Annotated in this window: 23 protein-coding genes and 1 tRNA gene; 16 read left to right on the top strand and 8 right to left on the bottom strand. The window is 25.4% G+C overall.

The genetic code is table 11. From position 1 onward, the window contains the following. Positions 1-348: 348 nt before the first annotated feature. Both CRU91_RS07930 and CRU91_RS07925 read left to right on the top strand, forming a co-directional pair. Entirely contained in the window at positions 349-1,035 is a 687-nt protein-coding gene (locus CRU91_RS07930) for a SatD family protein (RefSeq protein WP_222718430.1), read from the top strand. After that, positions 1,028-1,627 carry a hypothetical protein gene (locus tag CRU91_RS07925; RefSeq protein ID WP_113894688.1) on the top strand — a complete coding sequence of 200 codons (600 nt, stop codon included), beginning with the start codon at positions 1,028-1,030 and terminating at the stop codon, positions 1,625-1,627. The genes CRU91_RS07930 and CRU91_RS07925 overlap by 8 nt, the downstream gene beginning before the upstream one ends. Before the next feature lie 22 nt (positions 1,628-1,649). Here CRU91_RS07925 and CRU91_RS12250 read toward each other — a convergent pair whose 3' ends face one another. Then, positions 1,650-1,880, bottom strand: a complete 231-nt coding sequence (locus CRU91_RS12250; RefSeq protein ID WP_222718429.1) for a helix-turn-helix domain-containing transcriptional regulator — start codon at positions 1,878-1,880, stop codon at positions 1,650-1,652. 749 nt (positions 1,881-2,629) lie between these two features. On the opposite strand from CRU91_RS12250, the gene CRU91_RS07915 reads away from it, so the two are divergent. The 8 genes from CRU91_RS07915 to CRU91_RS07880 are packed head-to-tail and all read left to right on the top strand — an operon-like array spanning position 2,630 to position 15,202. Continuing rightward, the gene (locus CRU91_RS07915; RefSeq protein WP_113894687.1) at positions 2,630-3,823 is read left to right on the top strand and encodes an exonuclease SbcCD subunit D C-terminal domain-containing protein; all 1,194 of its coding nucleotides are present in this window, start codon (positions 2,630-2,632) and stop codon (positions 3,821-3,823) included. Continuing rightward, the gene (locus tag CRU91_RS12390; RefSeq protein WP_113894686.1) at positions 3,820-7,401 is read left to right on the top strand and encodes an AAA family ATPase; all 3,582 of its coding nucleotides are present in this window, start codon (positions 3,820-3,822) and stop codon (positions 7,399-7,401) included. The genes CRU91_RS07915 and CRU91_RS12390 overlap by 4 nt, the downstream gene beginning before the upstream one ends. Positions 7,402-7,412: 11 nt before the next feature. After that, positions 7,413-8,780 carry an ABC-three component system protein gene (locus tag CRU91_RS07905; RefSeq protein WP_113894685.1) on the top strand — a complete coding sequence of 456 codons (1,368 nt, stop codon included), beginning with the start codon at positions 7,413-7,415 and terminating at the stop codon, positions 8,778-8,780. Continuing rightward, positions 8,773-9,465 carry an ABC-three component system middle component 1 gene (locus tag CRU91_RS07900; RefSeq protein WP_113894684.1) on the top strand — a complete coding sequence of 231 codons (693 nt, stop codon included), beginning with the start codon at positions 8,773-8,775 and terminating at the stop codon, positions 9,463-9,465. The genes CRU91_RS07905 and CRU91_RS07900 overlap by 8 nt, the downstream gene beginning before the upstream one ends. Continuing rightward, complete coding sequence (locus CRU91_RS07895; RefSeq protein ID WP_113894683.1) at positions 9,462-12,083, top strand: AAA family ATPase; 2,622 nt, start codon at positions 9,462-9,464, stop codon at positions 12,081-12,083. The genes CRU91_RS07900 and CRU91_RS07895 overlap by 4 nt, the downstream gene beginning before the upstream one ends. A gap of 1 nt (position 12,084) precedes the next feature. Next, complete coding sequence (locus tag CRU91_RS07890) at positions 12,085-13,560, top strand: DUF2779 domain-containing protein (RefSeq protein ID WP_222718428.1); 1,476 nt, start codon at positions 12,085-12,087, stop codon at positions 13,558-13,560. A 53-nt stretch (positions 13,561-13,613) separates the two neighbouring features. After that, on the top strand, positions 13,614-14,225 hold the full coding sequence (locus CRU91_RS07885; protein WP_113894682.1) for a DUF6088 family protein: 612 nt from the start codon (positions 13,614-13,616) through the stop codon (positions 14,223-14,225). Continuing rightward, the gene (locus CRU91_RS07880) at positions 14,222-15,202 is read left to right on the top strand and encodes a nucleotidyl transferase AbiEii/AbiGii toxin family protein (protein WP_113894681.1); all 981 of its coding nucleotides are present in this window, start codon (positions 14,222-14,224) and stop codon (positions 15,200-15,202) included. The genes CRU91_RS07885 and CRU91_RS07880 overlap by 4 nt, the downstream gene beginning before the upstream one ends. Positions 15,203-15,219: 17 nt before the next feature. Here the strand turns inward: CRU91_RS07880 and CRU91_RS07875 are convergent. The 3 genes from CRU91_RS07875 to CRU91_RS07865 all read right to left on the bottom strand — a co-directional run bounded on the left by CRU91_RS07875 (position 15,220) and on the right by CRU91_RS07865 (position 16,457). Continuing rightward, positions 15,220-15,303: transfer RNA gene (locus tag CRU91_RS07875), tRNA-Leu, on the bottom strand. Between the two features lie 198 nt (positions 15,304-15,501). Further along, on the bottom strand, positions 15,502-15,777 hold the full coding sequence (locus CRU91_RS07870; RefSeq protein WP_113894680.1) for an HU family DNA-binding protein: 276 nt from the start codon (positions 15,775-15,777) through the stop codon (positions 15,502-15,504). Between the two features lie 101 nt (positions 15,778-15,878). Beyond that, entirely contained in the window at positions 15,879-16,457 is a 579-nt protein-coding gene (locus tag CRU91_RS07865; RefSeq protein ID WP_113894679.1) for a class II aldolase and adducin N-terminal domain-containing protein, read from the bottom strand. 56 nt (positions 16,458-16,513) lie between these two features. On the opposite strand from CRU91_RS07865, the gene rsmH reads away from it, so the two are divergent. Together rsmH and CRU91_RS07855 are read left to right on the top strand one after the other, a co-directional pair. Continuing rightward, positions 16,514-17,416: a 16S rRNA (cytosine(1402)-N(4))-methyltransferase RsmH gene (gene rsmH / locus CRU91_RS07860; protein ID WP_113894678.1), complete on the top strand. Its 903-nt coding sequence runs from the start codon at positions 16,514-16,516 to the stop codon at positions 17,414-17,416. After that, positions 17,409-17,669: a hypothetical protein gene (locus CRU91_RS07855; protein ID WP_113894677.1), complete on the top strand. Its 261-nt coding sequence runs from the start codon at positions 17,409-17,411 to the stop codon at positions 17,667-17,669. Before rsmH ends, CRU91_RS07855 begins: the two co-directional genes overlap by 8 nt. 7 nt (positions 17,670-17,676) lie before the next feature. On the opposite strand, the gene CRU91_RS07850 is transcribed toward CRU91_RS07855, so the two are convergent. After that, positions 17,677-18,966, bottom strand: coding sequence for a C40 family peptidase (locus CRU91_RS07850; RefSeq protein ID WP_113894676.1), 1,290 nt, complete (start codon positions 18,964-18,966; stop codon positions 17,677-17,679). Positions 18,967-19,049: 83 nt separating this feature from the next. Here CRU91_RS07850 and CRU91_RS07845 point away from each other — a divergent pair, with 83 nt between their 5' ends. From CRU91_RS07845 to CRU91_RS07830, 4 genes are all read left to right on the top strand, one after another. Beyond that, the gene (locus tag CRU91_RS07845) at positions 19,050-19,439 is read left to right on the top strand and encodes a hypothetical protein (protein WP_113894675.1); all 390 of its coding nucleotides are present in this window, start codon (positions 19,050-19,052) and stop codon (positions 19,437-19,439) included. 149 nt (positions 19,440-19,588) lie between these two features. Beyond that, on the top strand, positions 19,589-19,792 hold the full coding sequence (locus CRU91_RS07840; RefSeq protein WP_113894674.1) for a hypothetical protein: 204 nt from the start codon (positions 19,589-19,591) through the stop codon (positions 19,790-19,792). Positions 19,793-19,995: 203 nt separating this feature from the next. After that, positions 19,996-21,906 (top strand): TonB-dependent receptor, encoded by a 1,911-nt coding sequence (locus CRU91_RS07835; protein ID WP_113894673.1) that lies wholly within the window; start codon positions 19,996-19,998, stop codon positions 21,904-21,906. Between the two features lie 200 nt (positions 21,907-22,106). Continuing rightward, positions 22,107-24,239 carry a TonB-dependent siderophore receptor gene (locus tag CRU91_RS07830; RefSeq protein WP_113894672.1) on the top strand — a complete coding sequence of 711 codons (2,133 nt, stop codon included), beginning with the start codon at positions 22,107-22,109 and terminating at the stop codon, positions 24,237-24,239. A gap of 41 nt (positions 24,240-24,280) precedes the next feature. Here CRU91_RS07830 and CRU91_RS07825 read toward each other — a convergent pair whose 3' ends face one another. The 3 genes from CRU91_RS07825 to CRU91_RS07815 form a co-directional block, all read right to left on the bottom strand. Further along, the gene (locus tag CRU91_RS07825) at positions 24,281-24,559 is read right to left on the bottom strand and encodes a c-type cytochrome (protein ID WP_113894671.1); all 279 of its coding nucleotides are present in this window, start codon (positions 24,557-24,559) and stop codon (positions 24,281-24,283) included. A 72-nt stretch (positions 24,560-24,631) separates the two neighbouring features. Then, on the bottom strand, positions 24,632-25,564 hold the full coding sequence (locus CRU91_RS07820) for a malate dehydrogenase (protein WP_113894691.1): 933 nt from the start codon (positions 25,562-25,564) through the stop codon (positions 24,632-24,634). 11 nt (positions 25,565-25,575) lie between these two features. Next, on the bottom strand, positions 25,576-26,067 hold the full coding sequence (locus CRU91_RS07815) for a GNAT family N-acetyltransferase (RefSeq protein ID WP_235826976.1): 492 nt from the start codon (positions 26,065-26,067) through the stop codon (positions 25,576-25,578). Positions 26,068-26,084 lie beyond the last annotated feature (17 nt).

Raw genomic sequence — 26,084 nt, 5'->3', positions numbered from 1 at the left:
ACATGCAAAAATACAAATTGCATATTAAAACATGCAAGAACACAAATTGCATATTAAAACATGCAAAAATACAAATTGCATATTAAAACATGCAAGAACACAAATTGCATATTAAAACATGCAAAAATACAAATTGCATATTAAAACATGCAAAAACACAAATTGCATATTAAAACATGCAAAAACACAAATTGCATATTAAAACATGCAAAAACACAAATTGCATATTAAAACATGCAAAAACACAAATTGCATATTAAAACATGCAAAAACACAAATTGCATATTAAAACATGCAATAAGTATTTGTATAGTAGTATTATACTATTAAAAGAATAGGATGATTATAGTGAATAAATATTTTATATTAATGGGTGATATAAAGAATAGTCGAAAAGAAAATTCTGAAAGACTGTCAAGTATAATGATGGAAGTAATTAGTCATGCAGAACAAAAATTTAACAATGATCGTCTTTCAAAATTAGAAATAAAAGTTGGTGATGATTTTCAAGTTGTTATGAAAGATATAAATTCTTTGTTAAATATTCTATTATATTTGGATATTTATTTAAAAAAGAACAATATAGAATGTCGTTTTGCATTAGGTTATGGAACAATTTCAGGTAATATAAATAAAGATGGACATTCAGAAATGATAGGCTCAGGATTAACAAATGTTAATGAAATATTAAATAAGAAATATAAAAAATATAGTTTTTATATTGAAGATGAAATTTATAAAACAATACTTTTAAACATTATAGGATTACTTTTAGAGGATTGTTTATCTAATTTAACAAAAAAACAAATAGAATTTTTATATCATAGAATAGTTATGAATAAAGATTTGAATGAAATAGAAAAAATTATGGATGTAAAACAACGTGCAGTTTATGATTATTATAAAAGATCAAAATATCTTTTAATAATGAATGTTCTTGAAAAAATAGAGCTTTCATTTATGAATGATAGTAAAAACTTAGAAAATATTTATCTTAAAGATTTGAGATTAGATAAAGGAATTTACTTTGAATAAATATATTTCTATAGGTGCTATTTTATTAGTTATTATATTTACTATTTTTATAAAATGTTTTAATATAGAAATAAATAAATTTTTTTCTATTATATTTATATGTGTTACAAGTGTGGTATTATTACATTCTGTGAATGATTTTATTGCAGATATAATTAGTGGTATTAAAAGTCAAAGTACTGATATCGAAAATAGTGTGACTGATGAAAATAATCAGACTGATAAAAATAATGAAATTAATATCAAAATTTATATTAGTTGTTCGCAAGACAAAACTAAATTAAATAATTTTTCAAATATAGATTATAATTCTCAAATGATTGGTTTTTTGGAACGAATTTTATATTTTATAGGTATTGTGTTTCAAAATATGGGATTGGTTACTATTGTCATGGCTTTTAAAACTGTGGCTAGATATAAAGAAATTGATGAAAAAATGAAAGCTGAATATTTCTTAATAGGTTCTTTTTTGAGTTTAATATCTTCAATTATAATTTCAGGAATATTTATTGCATTTGATAATATTCATAATTTAGGAATTGTGAATTATGTAGTTAACTTAATAACATATAATTTGAAAATAATTAATTGACGAGAAAGATTAATCTGATAAATTAAATTTTTGAATTTATATGGTTGTTTTTATACAAAGAGAAATATACTCCCCCTTTCTTTTTCATATCAAAAGAGTCTAATACTTTTTGCTTTAGTGCAATATTTCTAAAGCTTTCTAATAGTTCATTCATATTTGCATCACTTAATATTTGAGATAAATATTCTGCTATTATTTCTTTATCATCAAGATATTGTACTATATCAAAATTTGTAATTTCTAATTTACTCATTATTTAGCCTTATAAAATTTATATTTTCATTTTAATATGTATATATTGAAATTGTATCTTTTAAGATGCAATATATCATTAAAAAGTTAAAATTTATTGATAAGGTATAAATAGGGTATAAATTTATAAAATCTTTTAAACTTAAAAAAATATGTAAATACTATTAAATAGGGATTATAGAATATAATTGAATGGTACCGCTAGTCGGACTCGAACCGACATGCCCTAAAGCGAGGGATTTTGAATCATACGCGTCTACCAATTCCGTCACAGAGCCATTTATTTTTAATAAAATATCTTAAAAGTAAGTTGTGTACTTTTTTGCATACTCAACATCATAAAAAGCCCATAAAATGGTGTTTTGAATAACAAAAATAAAGATTTTGAATTTAACATGTAAAACGATATAAAAGTACATAAAAGATGTATCTGTAGCAATTTTATTATATTTATTATGAAATTTAAGATATAAATGTATATAGCTATATACAAGATAATATAGTTAATTGTGTACCTAATTGTGTCTCATCAGAATAATTGATAATTCATATTTAATTTAATAAAATATGTGTGAAAAAATGAGAAATGGTAAATATGCAAATTTAATTAGTAAATAATATTATTAAATTTTTATTGTGTAAATTTAACTCCTTTATATGTAAATATAAATAAAAAATAACGAAATGTGACAAGAATGTGACTATATTTATGTACAATAATTAAATAATTAATTACACAAGAATTTAAATATGAAAATTTTACATACATCAGATTGGCATCTTGGTCAAAACTTTATGGGAAAAAGTAGGGTAGATGAGCATGAAGCTTTTCTCTCTTGGCTTTTAAAAATAATAGAAGAAAAACAAATTGAAATATTGCTAGTGTCTGGAGATATTTTTGATACAGGAACTCCGCCAAACTATGCATTAGAACTTTATTATAATTTTTTAAAAGAATTATCAAGTATAAAAATACTGATTGCTACTATTATAACTGCTGGAAATCATGATTCAGTTTCAACTCTAAAAGCACCAAAACAACTTTTAGAAGTTTTAAATGTTCATGTTATAACAACTGGTGATGAAGATGAAAATGTAATTATTCCTATAAATAAAAATGATGATTTAATATCTATTGTTTGTGCTATTCCATTTTTAAGAGATAGTGTTATTAGAGAATCTTTAAGTGGAATAACAATAAGCGAAAAAGAGAAACTAGCAAATAGTGGAATTAAAGCTTATTATGAAAACTGCTACAAAAAAGCACTTGAATTAAAACAAGATAAGAATATACCAATAATTGGAATGGGACACTTAACAACAGTTGGAAGTAGAAGTTCTCAAAGTGAAAGAGATATTTATATTGGTGGAACTATTGATATTGGTGGAGATTACTTAGCTTCTATGTTTGATTATGTTGCTTTAGGACATCTTCATATAAATCAAGTTGTTGGAAATAATGAACATGTTAGATATTCAGGTTCTCCAATACCTCTTAGTTTTTCTGAATCAAAAAACAGTCAAAAAGTAAATCTTGTATCTTTTACTCAAAATGAAATGAGTATAGAAGAAATAGAAGTTCCGCTTTATAGAAAACTACTTGTCATTAAAGGTAATTATGAAACTATAAAAAATGAACTTACTAAAATTGAAGATAAAAACTCTTGGATAGAAGTTCATATATCTGATGATAATGCGATGTATGCAAATAATGAAATCAGACAACTTGCTTCAAAACTTGAACTAACACTACTTGCTGTAAAAATAGATAAAAGTGAAAAACAATTAAAAGCTAATGAATTAAAAGTTATAAGTTTAGATGAATTATCAGTTGAACAAGTATTTGAAAAAAGATTAGAGCTTGAAAACATAGAAGATAAAGAGTTTGAAAAAGAATTACTTTTAAACTTTAAAGAAGTAGTTTCTAAGGTGCAAAGCCTATGAAAATATTAAAAATAAAATCATTAAATATTAACTCACTAAAAGGTGAGTTTGAAATAGACTTTGAAAAGTTTTTAAAAGATGAATCATTATTTGCTATTACGGGACCAACGGGTGCAGGTAAAAGTACTATTTTAGATGTAATTACTTGTGCTTTATATGGAAGAACAGCAAGGCTTACAAATCCAAATGAACTTATGAGTAGACATACAGGAGAATGTCTATGTGAAGTTGAGTTTGAAGTAAAAGGAAAAGTTTATTTGAGCTCTTGGAGTCAAAAAAGAGCTAGAAAAAGTCCTGATGGAGCTTTTCAAACTGCTAAAATGGAATTAAGTGAAGTTGAATCAGGAAAAATTTTAGAATCATATCTTTCAAAAGTTCCAAAATATATAGAAGATTTATCTGGACTTGATTTTGATAGATTTATTCAATCTATGATGTTGGCTCAAGGAAGCTTTGATGCCTTTTTAAAAGCAAAGGAAAATGAGCGTTCAAGTTTACTTGAAAAAATCACGGGAACACAAATCTATAAACAAATTTCTCAAGAAATATATCAAACTTATGATTTAAAGAAAAAAGAGATTGAATTAGATGAAAGCTTAATAGGTAATATTGAACTATTATCAAATGAAGTTATTTCTGAAAAGAGTTTAATTTTAAACAGTTCAAAAACTCAAAAACTTGAACTTGACACTAAAGGAAATGAGCTAAAAAAGGTAATTAATTGGCTTGAAAATTTACAAAAGTTAGAAGCTGATAATACTAAGTATATACAAGAGTTTGAGCAAATTACTCTTGAAAAAGAGAGTAAAAAAGAAGATTTTATTTTATTAGATTTAGCAAATAAAGCTTTAAATGTACAGCCCATATATCAAGAAAAAAACTCTTTAACTCAAATAATAAATCAAGATAAAGAAAAGCTAGAAAAACTTCAAAAAGACCTAATAGAGTTAAAACAGCAACTAGAGTTAGGAACTACAGAATCATTAAAATCAAAAGATGAATTAGATAAAGAAAAAATCTCATTTGATTCAAACTCTAAAAAACTTCAAGAAGTAAGAATGTTACAAATTAAAATAGAATCAAAACTTCAAAATATAAAAGAGTTGGAAAATAAAATAAGCTCTCAAAATGAACAAAAAACTAAACTAAATGAAGACTTGAAAGTATTAAAAACAAATCAAGAGAAAATTGAAAATGATTTAAAAACTATAAATGATTATATAATTAAAAATAAAAATGATGAATCATTAAAAGAAGAGATATCTTTAATCTCAAAAAATGTAAATGATTATAAAGATGTACTAATACTTTTAAAACAAAAAGAAGAAAACATTCAAAATAATAGTTTACATGAAAAAACTTTACAAGATAGTTTTACTAAGGCAAAAAAAGAGTTTGATGAAATAAAAGTAATGTTTGATACAAAAGATAAAGAGTATAAAGAGTTAGAAATTCAAACTTCAAATTTCAATCAAAAAGAAGTAAATAATAGGGATAGATTAAAGAGTATTGAAAAATTAATCACTTCTATAGATGAATATAAAAGATTGTTGGAATCTATTTTAAAAGAGGAAAACATCATATCTTCTTCAAAAGATGAATCAAAAACTATAAAAACAAATATAGAAGAAAAAGCAAAACTAATAAATGAAATACAAACACATATTCAAACTCTAAATGATAAAAGAGAAGCAGAACTTTTAATAGCAAAATACGAAAGTGACAGAGTAAATCTAAAAGAAGGTGAAGAGTGTTTCTTATGTGGTTCAAAAGAACATCCATTTGTAGATCATAAAATAAGTGTAAATGTTGATGAAACAACTTCAATAATCGCTCAAAAGAAGCAGATATTTGATGAAGAGAATAAAGCTTTACGAACTATTGAATTAAACTTATCAAAACTTGAAACTAAAATAGAGAGTTCTACTTTAGAACTAAACAAATTATTAAAAAATAAAAAAGAGATAGAACAAGTATTTAGTTCATTAAATTTCATTTTAACAGATGATTCAAAAATAAACTTAGAAGAAGAAAAACAACTTTTAGAAGAAGAGTTAAAAAATATAATAAAAACTAGAGATAAAAAAGAGAAAGTTTTAGCTCAAAGAGATAATCTTCAAAAAGAATTAAATACTAAACAAACTTTAGTTTCTCAAAATGAACAAGAACTTTATAAACTAAAAAGTTCAATAGACCAATTACAAAATGAACAAACTCAGAACATATCTAAAAAGCAAAGTTTAGAAGAGGAACTTTCAAAAGTTTATATCAAATATGAATTAATATTTGACGAAAAGTTTGAAGAAAACTTTAGGAATTTAGTCGCAAAAAAAGATAGCTTTATTAAAAATGAAACATCAAAAAAAGAGCTTGATGCTAAACTTCAAAATTTAACAATACAACTAAAAGAGCTTGATACAAAAATCATATCAATAGAATTAAGTTTAAAAACAGATGCTGAACAACTTTCTCAAATTTCTACTGAAACGAAGGAGTTACAAACTCAAAGCAAAGCTATCTTGGATGTAACTGATTTAAATATCTTTGAAAAAGAGATAACAGCTAAATTTAACACTATCAATGAAAAATATAACTTTTTATCAAAAGAGTTAGTAAATCTAAATTCAAAAGATGAATCACTAAATACTCAAATAATAGAGTTAAATCAAAAACAAACAATTGACAATACAAAACTACAACAGACAAAACAAAATTTCAATAAAGCTCTTGTAGAAAATAGTTTTACTTCAAAAGAAGAGTTTGAAAAAGCACTTTTACCAAAAGAGTTAAGAGAAGAGTTATTTATGAAGTGTAAAACACTAGAAGAAAAATATACTCAAACCCAAACTCTAAAAATAGACACAGCAAAAAAACTATCCGAGCAAAAAGGACTAAACCTAACAGACAAAGAACTTCAAACTCTAAATGATGAGTTAAAAGAGTTACAAACAGCTACTGATGAACTCCAGAAGTCTATAGGAAGCCTAGAAAAAGAGCTTGAAATAAATGCTTCAAATATGAAAAAACATGAAGATAAGATAAAAGAGTTAGAAAAGAAAAAAGAAGCCTTTAAAGTATGGATAAAACTAAACGAAATGGTAGGTTCAGCAAATGGCGATAAATTTGCCAAATTTGCCCAAGGTATCACACTAGATCAGCTCATCTATCTAGCAAATAAACATTTACAAATACTAAGTCCTAGATATGAACTTCAAAGAAGTAGTGATTCAAGTAAGCTATTAGAAATAGAGATAATAGATGGTTTCCAAGGTGATGTAGTAAGACCTGTAAGTACACTTTCTGGTGGTGAAAGTTTTATAGTAAGTCTTTCACTTTCACTTGGACTTTCAGTACTTGCTAGTCAAAAGATAAGTATAGATTCACTTTTTTTAGATGAAGGATTTGGAACACTTGATAGTGATAGTTTAGAATTAGCACTAAATGCTCTAAATCAGTTACAAAGTTCAGGAAAGATGGTAGGTGTGATTTCCCATGTGGAAGCACTAAAAGAGCGAATCCCATTGCAGATTAGGGTTATGCCTAAAGGAGATGGGACGAGTTTGTTAAATTTAGATTAGGAGAATGTTTATTGTCAGATAATAGAAATGCAACATCTAGTTGGAGTGGTTATTCCCATCAAGGTAGTTTAGGTATCTTCGTAGCATTGCAAAAAATTAATCAATTATTTGCAGATGATAAAAGTCTTGATGGATGGAAGGTGATTTATGAAAATGCAGAAGATTTTGATATTCAAAATAATGGTACTGTTGATTCTAGACATCAAGTGAAAGCATATAAAGATGCAAAGTATCCCAATGATATAAAAGATGTACTCTCTATTCAAAATTATGAACTTGTTGAAGGAAAGAAAAAGTTAACAGTTAAAGGCTTTCAAATACGCAGTTTTGATAATCTATGTAATCCCTTAAATATTGAAGTAGATGATGAGTCCCGATATTTACATGTGATTACTGAAATATTAGGTCTTAATCTTAGTGAAGATGAATTCACAAGAACATATAGTGGTTGTACCTATGTTTCTAATCCAAATAATGTAAAACTTTTTGAATATCCTGATAATAAAAAATTTTGTTCTCTTGGTGGAACAGAAAGTAAAATAAAAGAATTTTGTAAAAATGAAATTAAAATTATATTAGAAAAAATTAATCATGTTAAAAAAGAAGATAATTCTTACTTTTCTGGAATGTATGATGGACTTCAATTTCTTTTAGATGAAGAAATTAGACAAAAGCATATATTAGGTAGTGGAAATTATCCAGAATTAAATTTTAAAAAGATTTATGATTATATTACTTCAGATAACGAATTTATACAATCAGATATATTTAGATTAAGAAGTAGTTTTTATAATGTATATTTAAAATATAAAATAGAATTAGATGAAGAAGAAATAGAAGTTTATGAATATGAAAAAGAAATGGATAACTTAATCCATGAAATTTATATTATGGATGACGATAAGTTTATAAAATTTTTGGAAAATATTCATATAGATAAAAATGATTTTAATATAAATATGAACATCAATGAAGATGGATTAAAAGAAGTATTTTTTCATTGTTTATTTAATTATAAATATTTTGATAAAAGAAAAATTTCTTTTAAAAATAGTGAAGATTTAATTTTTGTTTTAACAACAATTAACAGTACGAGAGTAAGTTTATCAAAAGATATTATTAATAATCATAATATAACAGAAAGCTTATTTAAAAACAACTACATTATTAATCTTCATAAATCAGAAAGCTTATTTGATACAATTTCTACATTAAAAAACTTTACTCAATATCAAAATGATAATAATTGGAAAGATTTAGAAGAAGCCATGGATAGGTATGTAACTGAAAAGGATTTCTTTTTACATCCTAAAGATATAAAATTAATTAAAATTAGTGATTTGAAAGAACAAAATTTAGAAAAGGTTTTAAATGATTGAAAAAATAAAATTGTTATTTAATGAAAATAAATATGTACAAATTGATAAAAATATTGGCAATGAAATATGTTTTACCAAAGAAGAAAGAGAATATCTTTTTGTAAAAGATTATTCACAAGAAGATTTTAAATCTTTTTTTTCATGTGATAAAACTAAAAGTTTAATAGACTATTTTGATAAATTAAAAATAGAATATAGTAATGCAGAAAAAAACTCATCTTTAATAATATTCGTTAAACTTGATAACTTAGAAACAGAATATGACTTAATTGAGAATCAGATTTTAGCTATTGAAGAAGATGAATATTTTTTTAGAAAGTATGTAATAGCTTATAAAGAAGATATGATTGAAAAACTACCAAATGAAAATATTAGAAATTTTATTAATGAAGTAGTTACTAATGGAAATATTGATAATTTCCGAGTAGAAAAATTTCAAAATAAACTATATTTTCTAGCATTACAATTATTTGTGAAATTACCTTTTCTGAAATACGTACCTAAATATAATAATTTTAAATCTATTCAAAGTATTTTAGATAATAAATTAGATGATAGTTTAAAAGAAGTTAATCAATTATTTGATGATCTTGATTTAATGAATGATGAAGAAGAAAAGCTTTTTCTATCACAAGATACAAAAGATGATGATTTGTTTAAGGTTTATCAAGGGATATTAAAATGAAAATAAATAAGATTTATATTAAAAACTTTAAAGGTATTAAAAATAAGCAAATAGTAGATTTTAGTGAACATACTACTTTTTTAACAGGTCCAAATGGATTCGGAAAAACTACGATTTACGATGTTATAGAATTATGTTTAACAGGGAAAATACACAGAACCTATATTAAAAAAGATGTAACTAGTGATAGAAAAGATTATGTTAAACCTTATTATCAAAATGATGTATCTAAAGAGGTTTTGATAAAACTATGGTTACAAAATGGTGAAAAAAATTTAATAATAACTAGATATTTAAATGCTGATGAATCTAGTCGACCATCAGTTGATGGAAAGAAAAATAAACCTACAGATTTTGATAGTTTAGAGAAATTTAAACAAATTAATATAGAAAACTTTGAAGATGAAAATTTTGTTGAATCTCAGTATACACAATTGGAGCAAAATGAAATAACAGATTTTTTTGAGTTAAAGTTTGAAAAAAGTAAAAAGGGTGAAGAATATAAAATAGATGATGTTTATATGTTATTTAACTACCTACAACAAGAAGAAACTACATATTTTTTGAAACAAAAAGAAAAAGATAGAAAAGATAATCTAGGTTTTTTATTTCAAACAAATGAACAAGAAGAAAAATTAGAAAACATAAAGAATCATTATAAAAAATTTGAAAATATTCAAGGAGAATTAGAACTTAAAATAAGTCAATTAAAGAATAAGAATGATTTATCTATATCTTATAAGAATCTATTTGAAAATAAAGAAATAGATTTTGATTCAGAAAAACTATTTTTAGATATTAGTGAAGAAGAAGCATTACAAAAAAAAGAGCAATATATAAAAGATATTGATAGTTTAATTGAATTTATAGAAAATTTCTCTCCAACAGAATATAAAAAAAGAAAAGTTTCTGAAAAAATAAACAATCAATTAAAAGAAGAAACATTTACACAATACCTGATATTAAATACTTTTTTAGAAAAAGAGGAATTTGATAAGACTAAAAATATATATGATATATTTAGTAATAGTAATTTACTTTATTGTTATATTCTTCAACAATTTTTACCAAAATATTTAGATATGAAAACTAAAAATGAAAACTTAATTAAATTTGAAAATTATGCCAAAATTAAAGAATATGATAAAAAACTAGAAAGTTTAAAAACTATAGTAGCTATTTGGGATAAAACTCAAATTACTTTTTATGAGCAGACTATTAAAAATAGAGAAAGTCTAATTTCTGGAGTAGATACAGTAGAAAAAATATTAATCGAAATAATAAAAGCTAGAAATGCATTAAATAAAGAGTTTGAAAAATCTCCAAAGAAAGACAACCATTGTCCTTATTGTGGTTATGACTGGAAGACAGCTAAAGATTTAGATGACAACTTTAAAGACAGAGAAAACATATTAAAAGAATTATTAGATGTGCAATCATCTGAGTTATTAGAAATGGACAAAAAAATCAATGATGATTTTATCAATCCAATAAATAAATTTATTGAAGAATATCAGAAGAAAAATCAAAAAGTAGATGAAAATTTTTTAAGTTTACTTGATAAATTAAAGGATAATGAAGTCTCATTTGATCTATCAATTTTTTCATCTTTAAATAATTATATATGGAAGAATATTAAGTCTATTGAAGAGTTAGAAAAAACATTGTCTTCTCTTAAAAAAGAAATTAAAAATCAAACAAACATTTCATATGAGATATTTGAAATATTACAAAAAATAAAAATAAAATCTTTTCAAACACAAATTGACTTATTAAATGAATTAAAGTTAGATGATGAATTTAAAAAGTTTATTATTAAGTCTGATGATAAAAATATCACAAAAGATTTATTGCAAAGAAAACAGAAAGATTTATTTGAATTTTTAGATAATAAGCTTTTAGAATATAAGTATGATGAAATAAAGTCAGAAGACATAAATAATTATTTTGAAAAATATTTTGAATTATCAAAAGATATTTTTGAAAAATATAAAAAACAAGATTTCATTGATAAAAAATCTTATATTAACACTCAGCTTCAAATAAAACAAAATGAAATTGCAAAACTATTTGAAATAAGAAAAGAAAAAATTGACAAAATTGTTAATAAATTAAAAGATTTGAAAGATATATATTCTAATGAAATAAAAGCGTATAAAGTTGATATGACAGAAAAGATAAAAATACCATTTTTTATCTATACTGCAAAAATTTTGCAAAATTATCAGCAAGGGATGGGGATTTTTATTGATACAAATGTTAAAACATCTGCAATAAGATTTTTAACACCAACGGATTCCGACCATGATGTAATGCATCATCTAAGTTCGGGACAATTAGCAGTTGTTTCTTTAGCATTTTGTTTAGCAATAAATAAAACATATAATATTTCTCCTAATTTAAAAATACTTGCGATTGACGATCCTATTCAAGAAATGGATGCATTAAATATTCATTCTTTTATAGAATTGATAAAAAATGAATTTGCAAAGGATTATCAATTGATATTCTCTACTCACAATGACATGAATGCAATTTATATGAAATATAAAATTGAAAATTTTTATGAAAAATCTGTAAAAGTTATTAATGTTCAAAAAGAGTTTTTTGGAGTTTAATATGACCCTATCTAAATCCCTCTACACAAAAGGTATCCAATGCTCCAAAGCACTTTGGATTAAAAAGTATAAGCCAAGTGTATTAACACCACCTGATGAGTCTGCCCAAGCTATATTTGATACTGGAAATGTAGTAGGAGATTTTGCATGTAAGCTTTTTCCTAATGGAAAAGAAGTGCCATATTCTAAAAATTATGATGAAATGATAACTACAACAAAACAGTGTCTTGATGATGGATTAGAAAATATCTATGAAGCTACATTTAACTTCTCTGGTATTTTGGTTATGGTGGATATTTTGACTATTCAAAATGATGAAGTATCTATTTATGAAGTTAAAAGCTCAACAGAAGTAAAAGATATATATTTGCATGATGTATCTATTCAGTATTATGTGCTTAAAAACTTAGGTTTCAAAATAAAAAGTACAAATGTAATTCATATAAATAATGAATACATAAGAGGTGATGAACTTGATGTAAATCAACTTTTTAAGATAGTTGATGTTACAAATGAAGTTATATCTATGCAATCAAATATTCCAAATATTTTAAAAGAATTTGAAAGATATTTAGAAGATAGAGAAAATGAACCAAATATTGATATAGGTAAACATTGTCATACCCCTTATGAATGTGATGCAAAAGAGTATTGTTGGAAAATTCAAAGACAAATTCCTGATTACTCTATATTTAATATTTTCAATCTTGGAAGTAAAAAACAAATAGAACTTTACAATAGAGGTATTATAAATATAGATGATGTTCCACATGACTTTGATATGACTTCTATTCAAGCACAAGCTGTTGAAAACTATAAATCAAAAATTACCTATATAGATATAGAAAATATCAAATCATTTTTACAAAATCTAACTTACCCGATATATCATTTAGACTTTGAAACCTATCAACAAGCCATTCCTCAATATAAAGGTTTAAAACCATTTGAGCAAATACCATTTCAATACTCACTTCATATTGAGTATGAAGATGGAAGACTTGAACATAAAGAGTATTTAGCACAAGATAGTGTAGATAGTAGATATGAACTTGCACTTAAACTTTGTAAAGATATTCCAAGTGATGCAACTGTATTAGCTTATAACATGAGTTTTGAAAAAGGTGTAATAACAAGACTTGCAACACTATTTAAAGAGTTTAGTGAACATCTATTAGCTATAAATGAAAATATGCAAGATTTAATGATTCCATTTCAAAAGAAATGGTATGTAACTCCATCTATGAATGGAAGTTATTCTATCAAGTATGTTTTACCAGCACTTGTTCCAGAGTTTGAAAAAGCATATAAAGAACTCGATGGTGTTCAAAATGGAAGCCAAGCTATGAATGCATTTGCAAAACTTAGTTTACTTGATAATAAAGAAAAACAAAAACTTAGAAACTCACTTTTAGAGTATTGTAAACTTGATACTTTGGCGATGGTGAAGATCTTAGAAAAATTAAAAGCTAATTAAAATCTAGAAAAAGATATACTTTTTTCTAGAAAATATTTAAAAGGTTTGATTTAATGAAACTCTATAATATGGTATTTTATTTTATATCTGGACATGGAAAGGGGTGGGCTTTTTCATCTGTTGATTTAATAAAAAGATTTGATAGACAACAAATAGACAATATTTTATCAGATTTAACAAAAGATAAAAAAATTAGAAGAGTAGCAAGAGGAATATATGATTATCCCAAATATAGTGAGTTTTTAAAAAAAGAGTTAAATCCTGATATAGATGAAGTAGCTCGTGCATATGCTAGAAAATTTAATTGGAAAATAGAAGTTTCAGGAGATACTGCTTTAAATATATTAGATTTATCTACTCAAATTCAAGCAAAATATATATATCTTAGTAATGGTACAAATAGAAGTTATAAATTGTTTAATAATATGGAAATAGAGTTTAAAAAAGCTCCTTTAAAAGATATAGGTTTTAAATATAAAGAAAGTTCTTTGATTGTTCAAGCTTTAAAAACTTTAGGCAAAGAGCATATTACAAATGAAATAATAGAAAAAATAAGAAATCAAATTGATTTTAAAATGTATGATAAAATTTTAAATGATACAAAAACTTCAACGGTTTGGATATATGAAGCAATAAAACAAATATGTAAAGATAATAAAAAATGAATAATATAGCAAATTTAACTAAACAAAAAAGAGCTGAACTTTTTAGTGAAACAGCAACTTTGATGAAGACAACAAATGCTATTGTTGAAAAAGATTTTTGGGTTGTTTGGACTTTAGATAAAATATTTAGTGATGATAGATTAAATAAAATATTAATGTTCAAAGGTGGAACAAGCCTTTCAAAAGTATTTAATCTGATAGGAAGATTTTCAGAAGATATAGATTTAATTTTAGATTGGAGATTAGTATCAAAAGAAAATCCATTAGATGAACAAGCATCAAAGAATAAACAAACTAGGTTTAATGAACAAATAAATGAAAATGCAAAAATTTACATAAAAGATATATTGTTACCAATAATTTCACAAAATTTATCTCCATTATGTAGTTGTAATATATCTGAAGATGAATTTTCAATAAATGTTAATTACCCAAATGCTTTTGATGATACTTATTTAAGACCTGAAATCTTGCTTGAAATTGGACCTTTAGCTTCTTGGTTACCAAGTGATAGTTTTGAAATATCATCTTTTGCTGCGATTAAATTTCCACAAGTTTTTGAAAAGCCAACTTGTAATATAAATACAATAGTTGCTAAAAGAACATTTTGGGAAAAAGCAACTATATTACATCATGAAGCTAATAGACCAGTTGATTCTACAATACCTATAAGATATTCAAGACACTATTATGATTTAGCAATGATGGCTCAAAATAAAGTTAAAGATGAAGCATTAAATGATTTAGATTTGTTAACAAATGTTGTTGAGTTTAAACAAAAATTTTATCCAAGAAATTGGGCGAAATATGAAGAAGCAAAAAAAGGAACGTTTAAACTTTTACCTCCAAAATTTAGACTTGATACTTTGGAAAAAGATTATAAGGCTATGCAAAATATGATTTTTGATAAAAAACTTACATTTAACGAGATAATTTATATTTTAGAAAACTTGGAAAAAGAGATAAATATAATTTAAGAAAAGTTTTATAAAAGTGGTAGCCCTGGTCGGAATCGAACCGACACTCCAGTGGAATACGATTTTGAATCGTACGCGTCTACCAATTCCGCCACAGAGCCATTTGTTTTTTAACAAAATATAAAAATTAAGTTATGTACCTAAAATATGTACTTAACTTTTTTAAAGTCCAATAATAACGAACTTCTAAAGTGTTTAGACATCAGATTTTGAATCCCTTGTGTCTACCAATTTCACCACAGCGGCACAAAAAAAGAGTTTATCTTAAGATAAACTCTTTTAATTAAATCAAACTAAGATTATTTAGCAACAGCTTCTTTTAAAGCTTTTCCAACTTTGAATTTAGCAACAGTTGTAGCAGGTACATTTACAGTTTTATCTGTTCCTGGAACTTTTGCAACTCTAGCAGCTCTTTCAGCTGTAGCAAATGTACCAAATCCTATAAAACTTACAGAATCTTTTTTAACTAAAGCTTCAGTAATAGTTTCTAATACAGCATCAACTGCACCTTTTGCATCTTTTTTAGATAAACCTGCTTTTGCAGCAACTGCATCAATAAATTCAGCCTTGTTCATGGATAACTCCTCATATAAAATAAATTGAGAAAACTTTAATCTAATTAAACTTTAATTTAGCTAAAAAATATACAACTAAAACAAAAAATTTTATAATTTTCTTATTTAAAAGTTGATTTTATACTTAAAAGCCTACAAGAATTCTCCAAAATTGCTATTTTCTTCACAAGTTGATGAATATCTCTATCGTAAATATATGTTCCAACACCTTTAATAATTAGAAGATTATGTTCTGTATTTTTTATATGTTTTGTTATCTCTAAGGCACTTCTTTTCCCCCAAGTAGAAAAATCACCAGCATCATATATTGGAATTTCACCAAATTTTGTTTTTCCTAAATAATCTTCAAATACTATTTTTTCATGTACCAATGTATATGCAGTTGTATATATTGGCATTCCAAAAGCTACATATTTTGCTTCGTGAATATTTGTATATATTGAAGAGTGAATATGAGCATCTACACTTGCAATATTCCATCTATAATCTTGGTTATTCATATTTAATGTAGAAAATGATTGTTCGTCAAGCCTATCAAATACCGCATCTCTTGTATTTATCATAAAATGTTCGTGATCAAGTTTTGCTGAAATTGCACCTTGATAAATTCCAAAAAAGTTTTTTGTAAACATAGATAAAGACAGTTCGGAAAGTAGTTTTACTGTATCTTGGTTTATCATTTTAAGCCTTAAATAAATTTTCGCTATTATAACGACTTTAAATAAAAGGATAGTTTATGCAAATCCCTCATATTCCAGTTTTATATGATGAAGTTTTGAATAGTTTTAAAGATATAAAATCTGGTTATATTATTGATTGTACAACAGGATTTGCTGGGCATAGTAGTGGTTTATTAAAACAAAATAAAGATATTAGACTAATTTGCAATGATCAAGATGATGAGGCTTTATCTTTTTCCCAAAATAGATTAAAAGAGTTTGAAAATAGGGTTGTTTTTAATAAAGGAAATTTTGAAAATGTTATTGAAAAATTCAAAGATTATCCTATAAAAGGTATTTTAGCTGATATTGGAGTTTCATCTTTGCAACTCGATAAAGAAGAAAGAGGGTTTGGTTTTAATAGTCAAACTTTAGATATGAGAATGGACCAAACTAAAAGTTTAGATGCTGCAACAGTGGTAAATACTTATTCTCAAATAGAATTAGAAAAAATATTAAAAGAGTATGGAGAAGTTAGAGAGTATAAAAAAGTTGCTTCTTTGATAGTTGAAAATCGTCCATTTTATAGTTCAAAAGAGTTAGCTGAATTTTTTTATAAAAAGCTTTCAAAAGGAAAGATACATCCAGCAACTTTGATTTTCCAAGCAATAAGAATAGAAGTAAATGATGAATTAGGAGTTTTAGAAAGACTTTTTAAATCACTTGAAGAAGCAAAATTTAAAGATTGTATAGTTGCTATAATATCTTTTCACTCACTTGAAGATAGAATTGTGAAAAATTACTTTAAAAAATGGAGTCAAAGCTGTATTTGTCCACCAAATGTATTTAGATGTGAGTGCGGAAATAATCATGCTTTAGGAAAGATTATTACAAAAAAACCTATAATTGCAACAGATTTTGAGATAAAACAAAATCCAAGAAGTAGAAGTTCAAAATTAAGGATTTTTAGATTTGTTTAGTTTAAATGCAAAAAATTCATTAACATTTGTTTTAATAATACTATTTGTAGGGCTTTTTATGTATATTCCAAAGATTTATGTAAGTAATAATATCTATTATACAAGTAAGGATATAAACAGACTATACTCTCACTATATTTCATTAAATGAAGAGAATACTTTTCTTTCAAAACAGTTAGAGGATATGAAATTTAAAAATCAAGTTATAGATTCTTTACTTTTCAATCCTTTGATACAATTAGAGCAAAAATAAGCTCTAATTAAAGAATAGTTATACCCAACACTCTTTTTAGGATATTGCTATCTTCTGTAAATCCTTCTATCTCTTTTGCTGGTTCTAGTGTTGTAATAGTTGCTTTTCCTATAATGTGTCTAAATTCTTTATTGTTATTGTCTTTCATTCTTACACTCCAAATATTATGCACAACTAAAGGTTCATTGTCTTTTATTCCAATATACAACATAATATGTCCTTTGAGATAAACCAAAGTTGAAAAAGGAACACCATTTTGTTTTATAAACTCTTTTTTTTCTTCTAAAGTAAGGTTTGACATATCAAGATATTTTCCATTTATTGTTTGAGCTTTAGAGTTTCTATTAAGATATTTTCCAAACACACTAAAGTAATCTTGAGTAAAACTAGAGCAATCTCTATTATTTAGTAATCCACCCCAACCATAAGGTTCATTTAAAAACTCTTTTAAAATTCTAGTTCTATTTTCTGAAGTGTATTTTAAAGGCATTTGTTCTACTTCATTTGGATTTAAATTTATATAAGATATTACTGCATTTTGTTTTTCATCAGCTTTTGCAATGATAAATGAATTCTCTTTTTTAGGGAATATTGTGCCTACTTTGATATATTCTCTAAAACTATTTTCATAAATAGGAAATTTTTCTTTTATACTTATAAAGAAGTTTGATTTTTCAAACTCTTGAATAAAGTTTTCATCTACAAAAGCAATACTATTTATCTCTACCCATCCACCTACAAAGTGAGATTCTATGTAAGCCCAAGCTCTATCTTTTGATAAATGAGAAACTATTATAGGAGTATTTATTTTTAAAAGAGAGTTTTGATTGTAATCAAATGGAAAACCTTCACCTGGAAGAAGAGGGTTGTAAAACATTGGAGAGTTTGTAGGTATTACTCTTACATTTGTATTTTTTAAAGATATAGCTTTTTTTACTTCTAAATTGTATTGTTCAAAATTTGTATTATCTATTTGTTTGTCAAACCACTCTTTTGTTGCAAGGCGATGATTTTCTAAATATACTTGTTTATTTCTATAAGACAAACCCCACATAGCTTCATTTTTAGGATATGATAGTTTTGTTTGTTTCCAAGGTTTAAAGAACTTTGTAAAAAACTCATTTGTATTTTCTTCTTGATTAAAATGCAAGTCATTTACAAGATTTGATAGTTGTAATATTTCATCTTGTTTTGCTTCTATGATAGTTGGTTGTTGTATTTTGTCTTTTGTACTACAAGCAATAAATAACAAAGATGTTGCTAAAATTAGGATAATATTTTTGAAATAATTAGTCATAATTCTCCTTTTTTATTTGATTGTAACATTTTATAATTGAATTTTGGAATCTCTAAACTATTTCTTATTAAAGGTTAATATTTGTGTATAAATTTTCAATAAAAAAAGAGTTATTTGAAGATATATTATTAAAAAAAATAACTATTTTGGAAAAAGAAGCTACAAATTATTGGAAAAAAGAAATTTTAATTCCAAAGATTATTGATGATTCTATTTTCTTTGATATCAAAAAGAGTGAAAATTTGATTTTGGTAAATGGTTTAGGTGAAGATAAACCAAAAATCATAGTTGAATGTTTAAATATAGAATATATAAAAGACAAATCCATCTTTAGATTTCATTTAGGAAAGATTTTAGAACAAAAAAATATTGATGATTTTCAAGATGAAAAAGATATTTTGATAAAAGAGTTATTAAATGATAAAAATGAATTAATCAAAATATTAGAAAATCTAAAAAAAAGTATAAAATAAAAATAACTAATTTCATCTATTTTTGTTACTAAAAGTAACTCGAACTAACAAATTTCAAAATTCTTTTGTAAAAATTGTCCATTTTTTTCATTTAAATCGTCTTACTATATAGAGAAACAAATTCTCAAAATTAATACAAAGGATTTAAGATGAAAAACAAAGTTTTCATGTCAGTTGTAACATCGTTGATGTTAGGAAGTTCTTTTGCAAATGCAAAAGAGATAAGTTTGCAAGAAGCAGTAGAGAATATAGTAAAGAAATATAATGTAACATATATTTCAAAATCAAAAGATTTGAAGAATAAAATAGTAGATTCGCAAAAGTTAGGTTTCGGGGGGGGGGTACGGTATTAAGTAATCTAAATAGTGTACTAGAAGAACATAATCTCAAAGCTATTCAAGAAGATGGTGTAATATATATAATAGAAAAACCAAAATATCAAAACTTTGGTAATACTACTGTTTTAGATGAAATTTCTGTTTCTGGAACAAATTATAAAAATGGTTCTGCTGATTCAGGATATCTGGTAGAAGATGTAAAAACTTTAGGAGTTTGGGTGAATTTAAGTCTTCAAGATACTCCATATTCAATGTCAATAATTCCACAAGACTTTATAGAAAATACAATCACAAATAATATGGGACAAGTTGCAAAACAAACTTCAGTTTTACAAAGTAATGGAAATGCTTCATATAATGGTGAATTAGGAAATAGTATTAGAGGATTTGCCATTGGTTCGGCTTTAATAGACGGTATTCCAATACCTTCATCAAATTTTGGAGTTGGATTAAAAGAAGTAGAAAGAGTTGAAATCATAAGTGGATTGAATGGATTTTTATATGGTGTAGGAAATGTAGGTGGAACTATAAACTATGCTTTAAAATACCCTACTATAAAGCCTTTTACAAATGTATCTATTGGAAATAATGGTGGTGAAAACTATTATACAAGTATAGATACTTCTCAAAATATCACAGACAAACTTTCAGTTAGAGTAAATGCTTCATATACAGATAGTGATACAGCAAAAGATAATAATTCAAATGAAGAAAAATTAGTAGGTATATCATTTGATTATAAACCAACTGATGATTTACAACTACAACTTTATGCTTCACATAGAGAATCTCATATGAATGGAGTAACTCCTTTATGGGTTATTACAGGAAAAATGCCAAAAGCTTTTGATACAAGTAAATCTTATTCTCCAGATTGGAGTTACAATAATGTAGATTCAGATAAAATTGAACTAAAAGCAAATTATAATTTTAGTGATAATTTAAGACTAAGATCTGCATATATCTACAAAGAAGCCGATAGAGTAGCACATTGGTTTATCAATAGATATGATTCTAATACTGGAACTTTCTCAAGAAATTTTTGGGATATGGGAAAAGACAAAATTATAAATCATGGTGCTTATACTTATTTAGATGGAGAGTTTGATACAGGTTCTATTCATCATAATTTAACTTTTGGTGGTTCTTTAGGAAAAGCAAAGGTTAAAGGTGGTGATGTAGTTGGTACTTGGGATATCAATACTTATACAAATATTAATGATTTAATGACTTGGAATATAACTAATTCACTAAGCACAGATAATGATTTAAGTCAAAAATATAATAATAAGAATATTGTTCTAGGAGATAATATTACTTTTAATGAAAATTGGAGTGCATTGGTTGGATTTAATTATGCCACTGTAAATCAATGGACAAAATGGGGTGGAAGCTATGATGAGTCTAAATTTACTCCAACTTTATCACTTATATATAAACCAATAAAAGATTTAACAACTTATGCTACTTATATGGAATCACTTGAAAATGGTACAGTTGTTAAGAATCCAAATGATGTAAATAATGGAAAAGTTTTTGACCCAAGAGTTAGTAAACAATATGAAATTGGAGCAAAATACTCTATAAATCCTGATTTATTACTAAGTACTGCACTTTTTAGAATTGAAAAAGCGAATAGAATGACTGAAAATCTTGCAAATGGTATGACAAAAACTTCTGAAGATGGTGAACAAATAAATCAAGGAGTTGAAGTTTTAGTCACTGGAAAACCAACTGATAGTTTAACTTTGATGGGTGGTGTTACTTATCTAAGTCCAAAAGTAGAAAAAACTACAAATAAAGCACTTGAAGGGAAAGAATCGACAAATATTGCAAAAGTTCAAGCAAAAATATATGCAGAGTATAGACTTCCAATAGAGCCAAAAATCTTTTTGAATGGTGGAGTTTACTATACTGGAACTCAATGGGTTGATGATGAAAATACTGAAAAATTAGATGCTTATACAACAGTTGATTTTGGTGCTAGATATGAAACAAAACTAGATGGATACGATACAACATTTAGAATTTATGCAACAAACATAACTGGTGAAGATTATTGGGCAGCTAGTAATATGTTATCAGAAAGTCCTAAAAGTGTTGCTTTTAATGTAACTTTGAAGTTTTAAAATATAAAGAGAGTTTGCTCTCTTTATATTATTAAAACTATTTATTTTATAACTTTAAAATATTATAACTTTTTATTATTATGAATAATAAATACCTACTAAATATACAATGCAACTAAGTTGCAAATAAGAATTAACATATTAAAATCCGAAATAATTTATGCAACCTAGTCGCAAAATAAGATAAAAAAGGAATAAAAATGGCTAAAAAGAAAATATTTGCTTCTTTATTTGTAAGTACACTGCTTTTTTCAAATGAAACAACAATTGATAACAATAAAGATAAAAAAACAATATTAGAAACAATTTCTATTAATGAAAGTGAAAATAAAACGGGAATGGCACAAGATGGATATTTAACTGAAAATATAACTGGTGTTGGACTATGGGGAAAAAGAAGTTTACAAGACACTCCTTATTCTATGAATGTAATACCTCAAGAACTTATAGAAAACACTCAAGCCAATGATATGGCACAAATATTTAAAATGAACCCTTTGACTCAAGATAGTGGAGATTCACTTGGTGGAAATTATTATACGACTATTAGAGGATTTAGTTCTAGTAATTCAGGTGGCTCAAGTAATGCTATTATAAATGGTGTGCCATTGGCATCTTGGTATAGTTTTACAACTATGGAAGATTTAGAAAGAGTTGAAACTATTAGTGGAGCAACTGGATTTTTATATGGTGGGGGAAGAGTTGGTGGAGCAGTAAACTATGTGATGAAAAAGCCAACTTTAGAAGATAAAAGAAGTATAACTTTAGGAAACTATGGTGGTGAGCAATACTATGGACATATAGATTTAAGTGGACAAATAGATGATAAAAAAGTATTTGGATATAGGATAAATGCTTTATATCAAGATGGTGATAGTGTAGCAGATGTTGGAAAAGAGCAAAAGTTTGCAAGTATCTCTTTTGATTTTAAACCAACAGATAATTTTACTATGGATTTAAACTATGCTCATAGAAAACTAATAAAAACTAATCAAAAACCAGCTTTTAATATAAGAACAAATACTGTTCGTCCTATACTTGATGTAAGTAAAGGATATACTGAAAATTGGAATAGAATAGAAGAAGAAAATGATAGAGTTATGACAAGTTTAAAATGGGATATCAATGATATTTTTACAGTAAGGAGTTCATTTCTTTATGAAGATTCTGATAGAAAAACACCTACTTTTCAAAGAATTTTTACAAGAACAGATGGTTTATATGATGTTTTTAATTATAGATATTCAGCTTTACCTGATAAATTTGAAAGTTATGCTGGAAATGTTTATTTAGATAGTAAATTTGAAACTTTTGGAATAAATCATCTTCTAACTGTTGGTTATTCTGAAAATTATCACAAATACTCAACTACAAGAGGAAGTGTTACTGAAATTTTTGTTAGACCTTTAGATCAGATAAAAAGTACAACTATCCCAAAAAATACAGTGCCAAATGGTCAAGTTTTACCTGCTTCAAAAACACAATATAAAAATGTTTTAGTAGGTGATGATATAGTATTTAATGATAATTGGAGTGCTTTAGTTGGATTTAATTATACAACAGCTCTTCAAACAGCATATAGTAGTGGAGTGAAAAGTTCAAAATACGATAAATCAGAATTAACACCAACTTTATCTTTGATGTATAAACCTTTTGAAGATTTAACTACTTATGTTACTTATATAGAGAGTTTAGAACAAGGTATTATTGTAGGAAATATTTATTCAAATGCAGGAGAAGTATTAGACCCACTTGTAAGTAAACAGTATGAAATTGGAGCAAAATATAGTTTATTAGATGAATCATTATTATTAACAAGTGCTTTATTTAGAATAGAAAAAGCAAATCAATATTCAGATAATGCAACTCCTATGCCAAAATTTGTACAAGATGGAGAACAAGTACATCAAGGAATTGAACTTACAATTACTGGAAAAGTTACAGATAATTTAACTATTTTAGGTGGTGGAACTTTGATGGATATAGAAGTTGTAAAATCAAATGATAAAGCATTAGAAAATAAAAAACCAACAAATGCAGCATCAAAAATGGCAAAACTTTATGCAGAATATGATATTCCTATGATTGAAGGATTAACTGTAACTGGTGGAGCATATTATACTGGTGAAAAATATGGGGATAGATTTAATAACGATAAAATGCCATCATATACACTTTATGATGCAGGACTTAGATATAAAACGAAATTAGATAAATATCCAACAACATTTTTATTAAATGTTTCAAATTTAACTGGAAAAGATTATTGGGCTAGTGGTGATTATTTGGGTGATCCAAGAAGTGTTGCAATATCTTTGAAAATGGATTTTTAATAAGCTATATTTAAAATAGGTTTGAAATTCAAACCTATTTTTTATTTTATGATTAAATCAGCAATCTCTTTCATAGTTGCTTCATCCATTCCTTTTACTTGAGGAAGCATTAAAGCTTTTTGTGCTCCACCATAAGTTCCACTTTGATAACCTTTTAATGATGCTATGAAATCCTCTTTAGACATATCTTTTATAATTTTAGATTTTCCTAAAGCTACTTTTTCTCCATTTGCTCCATGACAAACTACACACTTTGCATAAGGACTTGCAAAGCTAATACATGCTGTTAAAACAGTTGTTGCTAAAACGATTTTTTTCATAAATATCCCTTTTTATTGAAGTGATACCATTCTAATATATTATTGATTAAATTTAATTGACTTTAATCAACTTTATTTATTTAAAATATTTATACTTGATTTTACTGTTTGGATAGATTTTTCAAATAAATCTTTTTCTTCATTGTCCAAAGTTAATTCTAATATTTTATCTATTCCATTCTTTCCTAAAATAACTGGAACACCAATAGAAATATCTTTGTATCCATATTCTCCTTCAAGTTTTACACTACAAGAGAAAATCTCTTTTTCATCATTTAATATAGCTTTACACATCAAATATGTATTAAATGCTGGAGCAAAATATGCTGAACCAGTTTTTAAAAGTTCTACTATTTTTGCTCCACCATTTTTTGTATTTTCTAAAATTTCATCTAATTCTTTTTGATTTAAAATATCTACTAGATTTTTATCATCAACTTTTACTCTTTTTATCAATGGAAGCATACTATTTGAGTGAGAACCAATCACAATAGCATCTATTTTTGTATAATCAAAATTTAGTTTTTGAGAAATATAATATTTAAATCTTGCACTATCCAATGCTCCTGCCATCCCAAAAACTCTGTTTCTTGAAAGCTTTGATTTTTGTAAAGCACTATAAACCATAGCATCCAATGGGTTTGATACTATTATAAAAATTGCATTTGGATTTATAGGTAAGATATCATCTAAAATAGAGTTCATAATTTTTGCATTTGTAAAAAGTAAATCTTCTCTACTCATATTTGGTTTTCTTGCTATTCCAGCAGTAATTACTACTATATCACAAGAGTTGAAATCTTCATTTTTGATACAAGCTTTTACTTTTGTTTTACTATTTGTATTTATACTTGCTTGTGTAATATCCAAAGATAAAGCTTGTATGAAATCATCTCTAATATCTTTTAATAAAACTTCATCACAAAGAGAATTTGTAGCAATACTATAAGCCAAACTTGAACCAACATTTCCAACACCCACAATTCCAATTTTTTTATTCAAAATAATACCTTTATCTAATTTATATATTTTTCCATATGAACTGTTTGCCAACTATCTTTTTCATCTAAAATTATTTTAAATTGCATTCTTTTCCAGAAATCAAAACCACCTGATAAAAAATAGTGAGTATGCAAATATAGTATTTCATATTTTTGCTTTTTTGCAAAATTTATAGCTTCTTTAAATAGTTTGGTTCCTATTCCTTGTCGTCTGTATTTTTCTTCTACATAACAACGACTAACTTCTGCTATATTTTCATCTTCTTTGTATTGTAAGTTTTTTATTCTAAAATCATATTTAAAAATAGATATACAAGCTATTATTTTATCTTTATTCAAGGCTATAAACATTGCATTTTGTGGATTTTCACACTCTTTGAATAGTTTTTCTTTTAACTCTTCATATCTTTTTGGGTCTATTTTATCACCATAATGGAGTTTGTATTGTTTCCACAAAAATTCTTCTGTAATTTTTTGTGTATTTTCTTTTACTCTTTGAATAATCACAAATATTTTATACCTTT

This window comes from Aliarcobacter vitoriensis, assembly GCF_003316695.1.
Lineage (GTDB): Bacteria > Campylobacterota > Campylobacteria > Campylobacterales > Arcobacteraceae > Aliarcobacter > Aliarcobacter vitoriensis.
The sequence above is the reverse complement of the archived record's forward strand: the minus strand, read 5'-3'. Positions and strand labels throughout refer to the sequence as shown.

What these genes read in the sequence shown, in the direction of transcription:
- CRU91_RS12250 (WP_222718429.1), bottom strand. Translation starts at nt 1,880, where the DNA reads ATGAGTAAATTAGAAATTACAAATTTTGATATAGTACAATATCTTGAT.
- CRU91_RS07915 (WP_113894687.1), top strand. Translation starts at nt 2,630, where the DNA reads ATGAAAATTTTACATACATCAGATTGGCATCTTGGTCAAAACTTTATG.
- CRU91_RS12390 (WP_113894686.1), top strand. Translation starts at nt 3,820, where the DNA reads ATGAAAATATTAAAAATAAAATCATTAAATATTAACTCACTAAAAGGT.
- CRU91_RS07900 (WP_113894684.1), top strand. Translation starts at nt 8,773, where the DNA reads ATGATTGAAAAAATAAAATTGTTATTTAATGAAAATAAATATGTACAA.
- CRU91_RS07895 (WP_113894683.1), top strand. Translation starts at nt 9,462, where the DNA reads ATGAAAATAAATAAGATTTATATTAAAAACTTTAAAGGTATTAAAAAT.
- CRU91_RS07890 (WP_222718428.1), top strand. Translation starts at nt 12,085, where the DNA reads ATGACCCTATCTAAATCCCTCTACACAAAAGGTATCCAATGCTCCAAA.
- CRU91_RS07885 (WP_113894682.1), top strand. Translation starts at nt 13,614, where the DNA reads ATGAAACTCTATAATATGGTATTTTATTTTATATCTGGACATGGAAAG.
- CRU91_RS07880 (WP_113894681.1), top strand. Translation starts at nt 14,222, where the DNA reads ATGAATAATATAGCAAATTTAACTAAACAAAAAAGAGCTGAACTTTTT.
- CRU91_RS07870 (WP_113894680.1), bottom strand. Translation starts at nt 15,777, where the DNA reads ATGAACAAGGCTGAATTTATTGATGCAGTTGCTGCAAAAGCAGGTTTA.
- CRU91_RS07865 (WP_113894679.1), bottom strand. Translation starts at nt 16,457, where the DNA reads ATGATAAACCAAGATACAGTAAAACTACTTTCCGAACTGTCTTTATCT.
- rsmH (WP_113894678.1), top strand. Translation starts at nt 16,514, where the DNA reads ATGCAAATCCCTCATATTCCAGTTTTATATGATGAAGTTTTGAATAGT.
- CRU91_RS07850 (WP_113894676.1), bottom strand. Translation starts at nt 18,966, where the DNA reads ATGACTAATTATTTCAAAAATATTATCCTAATTTTAGCAACATCTTTG.
- CRU91_RS07840 (WP_113894674.1), top strand. Translation starts at nt 19,589, where the DNA reads ATGAAAAACAAAGTTTTCATGTCAGTTGTAACATCGTTGATGTTAGGA.
- CRU91_RS07830 (WP_113894672.1), top strand. Translation starts at nt 22,107, where the DNA reads ATGGCTAAAAAGAAAATATTTGCTTCTTTATTTGTAAGTACACTGCTT.
- CRU91_RS07825 (WP_113894671.1), bottom strand. Translation starts at nt 24,559, where the DNA reads ATGAAAAAAATCGTTTTAGCAACAACTGTTTTAACAGCATGTATTAGC.